Genomic DNA, 10,277 nt, shown 5'->3' on the forward strand with positions numbered 1-10,277 from the left:
GGTAATCCTGCGGCCCCGGGCCGCCAAGGTCAATTAACCCTTCTCCGCTCCGCTGGTGAGACCTTCGGTGAGCAGCCGCTCGCTGGCGAAGAAGAGCAGCACGATCGGCAGGGTGAGGATCACCGAGCCGGCCATCAACACCGTCTTGGGCACCTCGACCCCGTCGGAGAGCAGCGACAGCCCCAGCGAGACCGTCCACCGGTTCGGCCGGTCCACCAGGAAGAGCAGGGCGAAGAGGAACTCGTTCCAGGCGATCATGAAGTCGTAGAGGGCGACGGCCATCACCGACGGGGCGGCCAGCGGCAGGCTGACCCGCCGGATGATGCCCAGCCGGCCCGCCCCGTCGATCGCCGCCGACTCCTCCAGGCTCACCGGGATCGTCTCGAAGTAGTTCTTCAGCATGTAGACCGAGACCGGCAGGGTCTGCGAGATGTAGACCAGCACCAGCCCGAGCAGCGACCCGCGCAGCCCGGCCCGGGTGAAGACCACGAAGAGCGGGATCGCGATGACGATCGACGGGAACAGGTAGACCGCCAGGAAGAGCGCGTTGACCTGCCGGCGGCCGAAGAACCGCAGCCGGGAGACCGCGTACGCGCCGGGAATGGCGACCAGCAGGGTCAGCGCCGTGGCGGAGAGCGCCACGATGCCGCTGTTGCGGATGAAGGTGAGGAAGCCCTGGCCGCCGTTGTCGACCGACTTGAGCACCTCGACGTAGGTGGCCACGGTCAGCTCGCCGACCGGGACCAGCAACGAGCCCGGGTCGAGCAGCAACCGCTCGATGGGGCGTACCGAGAGCACCAGCATGTACCAGAACGGCAGCAGGGTGACGAGCAGGAAGGCGGCGATCACCAGCCGGCGCAGCCAGCGCAGGCTCACCGTCTCGATCCGGTCCCGGTCCATCACGACTCCCGTCGTCCGCTGAAGAAGCGCAGGTAGATGGCGACGAACACGATCAGCACCACGGCCAGCACGACCGCCTGCGCCGCCGCCGCCCCGATGTCGGTACGCGCGGTGAGGAACTGGTAGACCCGGACGCTGACCACCTCGGTACCGGCCGAACCGCCGGTGAGCAGGTAGACGTCGTCGAACTTGTTGAAGGTCATGATGAAGCGCAGCACCCCGAGCAGCGCGATCACCGGCATCAGCTGCGGCAGCAGGATGTGCCGGAACCGTTGCGTCGGGGTGGCCCCGTCGACCCGGGCGGCCTCCTCCAGTTCGGCCGGTACGGCCTGGAGCCGGGCCAGCAGGAACAGGAAGGCGAACGGGAAGTACCGCCACGCCTCGAACGCGATCACCGTCCACAGCGCGGTGGACTCCTGGGACAGGAACGGCACCGGGGAGTCCCAGCCGAGGAACCGCTGTCCCCAGTCGTTGACGATGCCGAGCTGCGGGTCCAGCATCACCTGCCAGACGAAGGCCATCGCGACCACCGGTGCCACGTACGGCAGCAGCATCGACGCGCGCACGATGGTGCGGCCCCGGAACGGCCGGCGGACGACCAGCGCCGCGACGAGGCCGACCAGGATCGACCCGAACGTGCCGCCGAGGCTGTAGAGCAGCGTGGTCCAGAGCGTGTCGGCGAAGCCGGGGGTGTGCAGCACCCGGTCGAAGTTGTCCAGCGTCAGCTCGCCGAACAGACCGGTCTTGCGCAGGGTGGCCAGGCGTACCCGCTGGAAGGCCAGCACGACCGTCCAGACGATGGGGATGCCGATCACCGCGAGCACGACGAGCAGGGTGGGGGCGACCAGCGCGAGCCCGGCGCGGGACTCGCGGCGGCGCAGGGTGAGCGGGCGTCGGCCGGGGCGGGGCCGCTCCCCGGTGGGGGAGCGGCCGGCCTCCGGCGCGGTGGTGGTCAATTGACGCCCTTTTTGATCGCTTCGACGTCCTTCTTCGCCCGGCCGGCGGCGGCCGCCGGGTCGGACTTGCCGCTGACCACGTCGGCGAGCGCCTTGGGCACCGGCAGTTCACCGAGGATCGCGCCGACCAGCTTGCCCTGGCCCTGCGGGAGGCCCCAGCGCGCGAACGAGTCCGGGCTCCTGCGCAGGGTGGCCAGCACGTCGTCGCCGTAGACCGCCGACAGCGGCTTCTTCGCGTCCACCCCGGCCTGGCTGCTGTTCCAGGCGGTGAGGAACTTCTGCTTGTCGTCGGCGGTGCCGGTGCGCACCGGCACCCGGCCCTCCGGCGACATGCCGAACCAGCGCGGGTAGCCGTCGGAGAGCATGTACTCCACGAAGGACTTCGCCGGGTCGGCCGCGCCGTCGAGGATCGACCAGGAGCTGACCTCGCCGTACTGGGCCGGCGCGGTGCCGTTCGGGCCCTTGATCGCGGTGACGAAGCCGCTGTTCTTCGCCAGCCAGCCGGGGTCGGACTGGCACTGCGGGCAGGTGGGCTTGGCGTCGTTGCGCAGCCCGGCCAGCTCGTCGAGGATGAACGGCGACCAGATCAGCATGGCCGCCTTGCCGGCGAAGTAGGTGGCCCGGGTGGTGTCGACGTCCTGGGCGCCCTTGACCGAGTGGTCGCGCATCAGGTCGCCGTAGAAGCGGAACGCCTCGACGCACTCGGGCGAGTCGAGCTTCACGTTCCCCGAGTCGTCGGTGAGCTGGCAGTTGTTGGCCAGCGCCAGGTGCTCGAAGGTCTGCTGGGTGAAGACGTCGCCGGGGGAGGTCGCCGCCGTGATGCCGGCGACCCCGCCGGTGTTCAGCTTGGCCGCCGCGGCGGCGATCTTCTCGTACGTGTCGGGGGCGGGCAGGCCGGCGGCGGCGAACAGGTCCTTGCGGTAGACCAGCAGCTGACCCCACCCGTCGCTGGGCACGGAGAGTTGCTTGCCGTCCTCGGTGGTCAGCTCCAGCGCCCGGGGCGAGAAGGTGTCCCGACCGAGCTTCTCGACCACGGCCTTGTTGGCCCCCGCGTCCACCAGGTCGTTGCCGGAGAGGGTGCGCACGCCGGCCAGCGAGACCGAGCCGACCACGTCGGGCAGGTCACCGGCGGCGGCGCTGGAGGCGATCAGGGAGGGGAACTGGTCCTCGTTGACCGCCACCAGGTTGACCTTGACGCCGGTCTTCGCGGTGTAGTCGGCGATGATCGCCTTGGTGGCGTTGACCCGGTCGGCCACGTCCTCCAGGCTCCACACCGTTATCTGGTTACTGTCGGATTTCTGCTGGTCGTCGCCGCAGGCCACCAGCCCGGCCCCGGCAAATGCCAGGATCAGGCTGGAGGCGAGCAGCCGCCTCGAGGGTGATGACATCGGTGGCACTCCTCCCGAAAACAGTACGGCGTGCCATCTATACCCACCGATTGATCAATCTAACCACATATGCCGATTTTCTCGGTTAGAATCGAGGCCGGTACTTTCTTCGGAGCGACGCCATGGCCAACTGGGTTGTCTCTCTGGCCGGGCCCCGGCGCGTGAGCCTCGAGCCCTGCCCCCCGGATCCGCTCGGCCCGGGCCAGGTCCGCGTCCGCACCTGCTACTCCGGCATCTCCGCCGGCACCGAGCTGACCCTCTACCGGGGCAGCAACCCCCGGCTCAGCAAGGACTGGGACGACGCCACCCGGATGTTCCTGCCCCGGCAGGCGGCCCCCGCGTACCCGGTGGTCGGCTTCGGCTACGAGGAGGTCGGCGAGGTCGTCGAGGCCGCGCCGGACGTCGCCGACCGGCACCGGGGCCAGCTGGTCTGGGGCATCTGGGGACACCGCGCGGAGGCCGTCGTACCGGCCGGCGCGGTCACCCCGCTCGCCCCGGGCCTCGACCCGCTCGCCGCCGTCTTCGCCCGCCCCGGCGCCATCGCGCTGACCGCGGTGCTCGCCGGCGACCTGCACCTCGGTGACTGGGTGGGGGTCTTCGGGCAGGGCGTGATCGGGCTGCTCGGCACCCGGCTCGCCGTCCTCTCCGGAGCCCGGGTGGTCGCCGTCGACCGCGTCCCGGCCCGGCTGGAGCACGCCGCCCGCCTCGGCGCCCGCCGGGTCGTCGACGCCGCCGTCGACTCGGCCGCCACCGCGCTGCGCGCGGCCACCGACGGCCGTGGCGCGGACGTCTGCCTCGAACTGTCCGGCTCGTACCCGGCGCTGCACGAGGCGATCCGCGCCACCACCCACGCCGGCCGCGTCGTGGCCGCCGGCTTCTACCAGGGGTACGCACAGGGATTGGGACTCGGCGAGGAGTTCCACCACAACCGGATCCAGCTGGTGGCGGCCCAGGTCAGCGGGCCCACCCCGGCACCCGGCACGGCCGGCCGGTGGACCGGGGCCCGGATCGCCCACACCTTCATGGACCTGGTGGCCGAGGGCAGCGTCGACCCGCTGCCGCTGGTGAGCCACGTCGTCGACGCGGGCGCGGTGGCCGACGCCCTGGCGTTGCTCGACCGCGGTGACGGTGACGTCCTCCAAGTGGTGCTGAGGTTCTGAATGACCATCCGACTGGCCTGCCAGGAGCAGCTGCTCCCCGGCGCCGACCTGACCGACAAGTACGCCCTCGCCGTCTCCCTCGGCTACCAGGGCATCGAGCTGCGCGGCCGGGGCGACCTGGCCTTCGCCCGCCGGCTGCCGGAGCTGCGCCGGGCCCGCGCCGAGGGCATCCCGATGCCGACCGTCTGCGTCGAGATGGACCACTTCATCGGCGACTTCGACCCGGCCCGCTCCCGCGACGCCGTGGACAACCTCCGCTCGCAGCTCTCGGTGATCGCCGAGCTGGGCGGGGTCGGCGCGATGACGCCGGCCGCGTGGGGGATGTTCTCCCGGCGGCTGCCGCCGTTCGAACCGCCCCGCTCGCCCGAGGGCGACCGGCGGGTGCTCGTCGACGCCCTGGGCGAGTTGGGCGAGCACGCCCGCGCCGAGGGGGTCACCCTCTTCCTCGAACCCCTCAACCGGTACGAGGACCACATGGTCAACCGGCTCGACGAGGCGGTCGCCCTCTGCCGGGCCGTCGACCTGCCCTCGGTGCGCGTGGTAGCCGACACCTTCCACATGAACATCGAGGAGGACGACGTGCACGCGGCGCTGCGCGCCGCCGCCCCCTGGCTGGGGCATGTGCAGGTCAGCGACTCCAACCGGTACCAGCCGGGCGCCGGGCACCTGGACTGGGCGGCGCTGCTGGGCACGCTCGACGAGATCGGCTACGGCGGTTGGCTGGCCCTGGAGTGCCGGCTGCGCGGCGAACCGGTGGCCGCCCTGCGGCAGGCCGCCACGGTGCTCGGGCCGGCCCAGTGGCGGGTGGCGGCGTGACGGCCGCCGTCCCCGGGGGCGCGGCCGCCTCACTGCGCCCCGGCCCGACCGGTCCCGCCGCGACCGGTTCCGGCCCGACCGGCGCGGAACGGGCCGCCCGGCTGCGCCGGCTGGCGCTCACCACCCTCGACGCCAACTGGGAACACGACCACACCGTCCCGTCCCGGACGCTCTACCCGCACCAGTGGAGCTGGGACTCGGCGTTCATCGCCGTCGGGCTGGCCCACGTCCGCCCCGACCGCGCCTGGCGGGAGCTGCGGACGCTGTTCGCCGCGCAGTGGGCCGACGGGCGGGTGCCGCACATCGTGTTCAACCCGGCGCTGCGGGTCGGCTCGTACTTCCCGGGGCCCGAGTTCTGGGACGCGGGCCGCGCCGACGGCGCCCCGGCCCGGGCCACCTCCGGCATAGTGCAGCCGCCGGTGCACGCCCCGGCCGCCTGGCTGGTGCACCGGCGTGCGCCGTCGGAGGCGTCGGTGGCCGCGCTGCACCGGCTCTATCCGCGGCTGGTCGCCCAGCAGCGCTACCTGACCGGGCGGCGCGACGTGGGTGGGGGCGGGCTGGCCTGCATCGTGCACCCGTGGGAGTCCGGGCTGGACAACAGCCCCGCCTGGGACGCCCCGCTGGCCGCCGTGCCGGCCGACGTCGCGGTGATGCGGGCGTACCGTCGGCACGACACCGCGCACGCCGATGCCGCGCACCGCCCCACCGACCTCGACTACGCGCGGTACGTCACGCTGGTCGACGCCTACCGCGCGGGCCGCTACCGCGACGAGGGGCTGCTCGGGCGGCACCCGTTCCTGGTGGAGTGCCCGCTGGTCAACGCGGTCCTCGGGATGTCCGAGCACGCCCTGGCCCGGATCGCCACGGTGGTCGGCGCCGACCCCGGGCCGCACCGCGACCGGGCCACCCGGATCACCGAGGCGCTCGTCACCCGGCTCTGGGACCCGGCCACCGGCACCTTTCACCCGCGCGACCTGCGCACCGGCCGGTTGATCCCGGCCCGTACGGTGCTCGGGCTGATGCCGCTGATCCTGCCCGACCTGCCGCCCCGCCAGGTGCAGTCGGTGCTCGCCGAGGCCTGCTCGCCCCGCTTCGGGCTGGCCGCCCGGATGGACCGGCCGCTGCCCACCCACGACCGCACCGCGCCGGACTTCGAGCCGCTGCGTTACTGGCGGGGCCCGAGCTGGATCAACACCACCTGGATGCTCTGGCGCGGGTTGCTCACCCACCACCGCCCGGACCTGGCCGCCGGGCTGCGGGAGTCGCTGTTCGCGCTGGTCGATCGCGGCGGCTGTCACGAGTACTTCCACCCGGACACCGGGGCCGGGCTGGGCTCCCCGGCGTTCAGCTGGACCGCCGCGCTGCTGCTGGACGCCCTCGCCGACGGCTGAGTCGCCGGCGTCGCTCCCCCAGGGCGCGACGCCGGCTCTCGGGCTCAGGCGATGCCGGCCGGCGTGCTCCCGCCGATCCGCAACGCCGACATCGGCGCGTCGTCGATCGCGTAGCCGAGCGCGTCGACCACCTCCACCACGCCGCTGACCTGCCGGGTCAGCCGCAGCGCCAGCTGCACGGTGGACCACCGGTCGAGTTGGCCGGTGAGCGTCACCACCCCGCCCGTCACGGTCACGTCGACCACCCGGTCGGGCACGCCGAGGGTGTGCCGCAGCACCTCGTCGACCACGTCGCGGCGGATGTCGCCGTCCGGGCGCAGGTGGACCTTGAGCAGGTCGCCCCGGGTCACGATGCCGACCAGCCGGCCGAGGTCGTCGACCACCGGCAGCCGCTTCACCCGGCGGGCGTCCATCAGCCGGGCCGCCTCGGCCAGCGAGGCGTCCGGCGACACGGTGACCGGCGGCGCGGTCATCAGGTCGACGGCCAGCGTCGCGCCCGCCTTGGCCCGCGCCTCCCGCTGGTGCCGGTCCGGGAAGATCCGCCGTTCGTGCGGCTGCCCCAGCAGCTCCACCTTGTACAGCAGGTCCGCCTCGGAGACCACGCCGAGCACCCGCCGCGCGCCGTCCACCACCGGCACCGCGGTGACCCGCCGGCCGGTCAGCACGTCGACGATCTCCCGGTACGCCGCGCCCTCGGTCACCGCCGCCACGTCGGTGGTCATCACGTCCTGCACCTGCCATGTCCGCATGGCGACCTCCCTGCTCGCTCCCACCTCCGACGCTAGGTCGGCGCGGTGGGCCCGAGCAGGGGCGCAGGGACCGGCCCCGGGGGCCGGAAGTCCCGCCCGGCGGTGGCGGGACCGCCGTCAGCCGACCGGCTGGGCCGTCCCGTCGGCAGGCGCTTCGGCGGTGAGCAGCTCGGCCGGCACCCGTTCCACCTCCACCCGGCAGTCGTGGAACGTCGGTCCGCCACCCAGGTCGGTGTCGCGCACCCCGGTGACCGCGTTGACGGTGGCCCGGCCCGGGCTCAGCCGCGCCCAGTAGGCCTTGTAGGTGAAGGCGACGCCGGGCCGGGTCGCCTCGTCCACCGCGACCGCCGCGAGGAAGGCGCCCCGGTCGTTGCGGACCCGCACCGCGTCGCCGTCGGCGAGGCCGCGCGCGTCGGCGTCGTGGGGGTGCAGGTGCAGCCGGGGCGGACCGGCCCTGCGCAGGTGCCAGGGCAGCGAGGCGAAGGTGGAGTTCATCAGGAACCGGCCGGCGGGGGAGAGCAGCACCAGCGGGAACCGGGCGGCCAGCGCGGTGTCGCCCGCCTCGGCCGGCGGCGTGTAGCCGGGCAGCGGGTCCACGCCCGACGGGGCCAGCTCCGGGTCGTGCAGCCGGGCCCGCCCGTCCGGGGTGGGGAAGCCGCCCTCGGCGTACGGCGCGGAGCCGACCTCGACCCCGGTGGTCCGGGCGTACGTCCGTTCGCACAGCTCCTCGAAGCTGACCGGGGAGTCGCGCAGCAGCTGCCGGGCCAGCTCCTCGTCGCTGTCGCGCAGCCGGGGATGGTCGAGGCCCAGCGCGGCGGCGATCCGGCGGAAGATCTCGGTGTTGGGCAGCGCCGCGCCGGGCGCCCCGGTGGCCGGCAGGTTCAACGTCGTGTAGTGGTGACCGTACGAGGTCTGCAGGTCGAGGTGCTCGGGTTGCATGGTGGCGGGCAGCACCACGTCGGCGTAGTCGCAGGTGTCGGTCCAGCGCTGCTCCAGCACCACGGTGTGCAGGTCGGCGCGGAGCAGTCCGGCGCGCAGTCGCTGCTGGTCGGGCACGGTGGCGGCCGGGTTGGCGTTGAACACCACCAGCGAGGTGACCGGTGGGTCGGCCTCGCCGGTGAGCACCGCGGCGAGCCGGCTCATGTTGATCTCACGGGCCGGTGGGATCGGCAGGTCGGGTGGCCGGACGACCGCGCCGAGCGGCGTGCGGTGGTGGCCGCTGGTGGTGACCAGCGCGCCCCCGCCCGGGTACCGGAAGTCGCCGGTGAGCAGTGGCAACGCGCAGATCGCCCGGATCGCCTGCCCCGCGCCGTGGTGCCGTTGCAGGCCCAGGCCGACCCGGACGGCGGTGGGCGGGGCGGTGGCGATCCGTCCGGCGAGCCGGTGGAGCACCTCCACGGGCAGGCCGCACTCGGCCGCCGCGCGCGACACCGGCCATTCGGCGAGCCGGGCGGCCAGCGCCGGCCAGCCGACGGTGTGCGCGGCCAGCCACTCCTCGTCGACCGCGCCGGCGTCGAGCACGCCGCGCATCAGGCCGAGCGCCAGTGCCGCGTCGGTGCCGGGCAGCGGCGCGAGGTGCTCGTCGCTGCGCGCCGCCGTCTCGGTGCGCAGCGGGTCGATGGTGACCAGGTACGCGCCGCGTTCCCGGGCCTGTTGCACGAACGGCCACAGGTGCAGGTTGGTGGCGAGCGGGTTGGCCCCCCAGAGCACGATCAGCTTCGCGTCCACGATCGACTCCGGCTCGAAGCCCACCGAGGCGCCGTAGATCGATTCGGTGGCCGCGCGGGCCGCCGCCGTGCAGATCGTGGTGTCCAACCGGGACGCGCCCAGGTGGGCGAAGAGCCGTGGCCCCATCGACCAGCCCTGCACCAGCCCCATGGTGCCGGCGAAGTAGAAGGGCAGGACCGCCTCCGGGCCGTCCTGCTCGATGCTCGTCCGCAGGCCGGCGGCCACCCGGTCGAGCGCCTCGTCCCAGCTCGCCGGCCGGTACGCGACCCGGCCGACGCCCTTCGGGCCGGTCCGCAGGTAGGGGGTGGTCAGCCGGTCGGGACCGTTGACCGCGTCGAGGTAACGGTTGACCTTGCCGCAGAGCGCGCCCCTGGTGAACGGGTGCTCCCGGTCGCCGCGCAGCGCGACCGCCCGGCCGTCCTCCACGGTGAGCTGCCAGACGCAGGTGTCGGGGCAGTCGAGCGGGCAGGCGCCGGAGTGGGTGGTACGGGCCATGCGGCGAGCCTACCGAGCGGCGGTGCGCCCGCGGTGCCGGCCGTTTGTCGTCGCGCACCCCGGGTATCCGGCGGCATCCGGCCGTGGCCGGTGGGCGACAGGAGGCGGGCGTGCGGTTTCCCCTATTCGTCGAGGCGGTGTCCCGCCGCGCCGAGCTGCCGACCGAGCAGGCCGCGACGATCTCCCGCGCGGTCCTGCAGACCCTCGCCGACCGGATCACCGGCGCGGAGGCGGCGGACCTGGCGGCCCAGCTCCCCGACGAGATCGGCACCTACCTGGTCGGCTCTCCGGAGGAGGGCGGCGCGGGTGGCCCGGTCACCTTCCTGCGCCGGGTCGCCGACCGGGCCGGGGTGGATCCGGCGGTCGCCGAGGTGGGCACCCGGGCGGTGCTGGGTACGCTGCGGGACACGGTGACGGTGGGCGAGTTCCAGGATCTCGTCGCGCAGTTGCCGAAAGGTTTCGACGCGATGGTCGACCCGATCCCGCGTCCGCCGTACGATCACTGAGGATGCTCCCCGGTCGGGTTGAGCTGCGGCAGCGTGGCCGCTTGGATGAAAATTTCACGGCCAGAAAGTATTTTCACCGTAAAATTACTCGCCGGTATGGCTGTACGCCGAAAATCGTCTTCGCGCTAGAGGGATGATCGGACGGTTTCCTCCGTCCGAGGTTCCAGGCGGCCGTCAGCCCTTCGGCT

The 10,277-nt window shown here is 73.3% G+C and carries 9 protein-coding genes; 4 read left to right on the forward strand and 5 right to left on the reverse strand.

Annotated elements, in window-relative coordinates:
• Positions 1 to 33 precede the first annotated feature (33 nt).
• Genes GA0070611_RS04225 through GA0070611_RS04235 form a run of 3 tightly spaced genes read right to left on the reverse strand, consistent with a single transcriptional unit; the run spans position 34 to position 3,244 of the window.
• Complete coding sequence (locus tag GA0070611_RS04225) at positions 34 to 900, reverse strand: carbohydrate ABC transporter permease (protein ID WP_091657713.1); 867 nt, start codon at positions 898 to 900, stop codon at positions 34 to 36.
• Positions 900 to 1,856 carry a carbohydrate ABC transporter permease gene (locus GA0070611_RS04230; RefSeq protein WP_091657718.1) on the reverse strand — a complete coding sequence of 319 codons (957 nt, stop codon included), beginning with the start codon at positions 1,854 to 1,856 and terminating at the stop codon, positions 900 to 902. The genes GA0070611_RS04225 and GA0070611_RS04230 overlap by 1 nt, the downstream gene beginning before the upstream one ends.
• Positions 1,853 to 3,244: an ABC transporter substrate-binding protein gene (locus GA0070611_RS04235; protein WP_091657723.1), complete on the reverse strand. Its 1,392-nt coding sequence runs from the start codon at positions 3,242 to 3,244 to the stop codon at positions 1,853 to 1,855. Before GA0070611_RS04235 ends, GA0070611_RS04230 begins: the two co-directional genes overlap by 4 nt.
• A 161-nt stretch (positions 3,245 to 3,405) precedes the next feature.
• Here GA0070611_RS04235 and GA0070611_RS04240 point away from each other — a divergent pair, with 161 nt between their 5' ends.
• From GA0070611_RS04240 to GA0070611_RS04250, 3 genes are read left to right on the forward strand one after another with little or no spacing between them, the layout of a single operon-like run.
• A complete protein-coding gene (locus tag GA0070611_RS04240; protein WP_231921320.1) occupies positions 3,406 to 4,404 on the forward strand; it encodes a zinc-binding dehydrogenase in 999 nt (332 codons plus the stop codon).
• A complete protein-coding gene (locus GA0070611_RS04245; protein ID WP_091657732.1) occupies positions 4,405 to 5,220 on the forward strand; it encodes a sugar phosphate isomerase/epimerase family protein in 816 nt (271 codons plus the stop codon).
• A 32-nt stretch (positions 5,221 to 5,252) separates the two neighbouring features.
• Positions 5,253 to 6,611 (forward strand): MGH1-like glycoside hydrolase domain-containing protein, encoded by a 1,359-nt coding sequence (locus tag GA0070611_RS04250; protein ID WP_091672435.1) that lies wholly within the window; start codon positions 5,253 to 5,255, stop codon positions 6,609 to 6,611.
• A gap of 44 nt (positions 6,612 to 6,655) precedes the next feature.
• On the opposite strand, the gene GA0070611_RS04255 is transcribed toward GA0070611_RS04250, so the two are convergent.
• Both GA0070611_RS04255 and GA0070611_RS04260 read right to left on the reverse strand, forming a co-directional pair.
• Complete coding sequence (locus GA0070611_RS04255) at positions 6,656 to 7,360, reverse strand: CBS domain-containing protein (protein WP_091657735.1); 705 nt, start codon at positions 7,358 to 7,360, stop codon at positions 6,656 to 6,658.
• Between the two features lie 117 nt (positions 7,361 to 7,477).
• A complete protein-coding gene (locus tag GA0070611_RS04260; protein ID WP_091657738.1) occupies positions 7,478 to 9,583 on the reverse strand; it encodes a molybdopterin-containing oxidoreductase family protein in 2,106 nt (701 codons plus the stop codon).
• A 110-nt stretch (positions 9,584 to 9,693) separates the two neighbouring features.
• Between GA0070611_RS04260 and GA0070611_RS04265 the strand changes: the two genes are divergently transcribed.
• The gene (locus GA0070611_RS04265; protein ID WP_091657742.1) at positions 9,694 to 10,089 is read left to right on the forward strand and encodes a DUF2267 domain-containing protein; all 396 of its coding nucleotides are present in this window, start codon (positions 9,694 to 9,696) and stop codon (positions 10,087 to 10,089) included.
• Positions 10,090 to 10,277: the final 188 nt, after the last annotated feature.

This window comes from Micromonospora auratinigra, from assembly GCF_900089595.1.
Classification (GTDB): Bacteria; Actinomycetota; Actinomycetes; order Mycobacteriales; family Micromonosporaceae; genus Micromonospora; species Micromonospora auratinigra.

What these genes read in the sequence shown, in the direction of transcription:
- GA0070611_RS04225 (WP_091657713.1), bottom strand. Translation starts at nt 900, where the DNA reads ATGGACCGGGACCGGATCGAGACGGTGAGCCTGCGCTGGCTGCGCCGG.
- GA0070611_RS04260 (WP_091657738.1), bottom strand. Translation starts at nt 9,583, where the DNA reads ATGGCCCGTACCACCCACTCCGGCGCCTGCCCGCTCGACTGCCCCGAC.
- GA0070611_RS04235 (WP_091657723.1), bottom strand. Translation starts at nt 3,244, where the DNA reads ATGTCATCACCCTCGAGGCGGCTGCTCGCCTCCAGCCTGATCCTGGCA.
- GA0070611_RS04245 (WP_091657732.1), top strand. Translation starts at nt 4,405, where the DNA reads ATGACCATCCGACTGGCCTGCCAGGAGCAGCTGCTCCCCGGCGCCGAC.
- GA0070611_RS04255 (WP_091657735.1), bottom strand. Translation starts at nt 7,360, where the DNA reads ATGCGGACATGGCAGGTGCAGGACGTGATGACCACCGACGTGGCGGCG.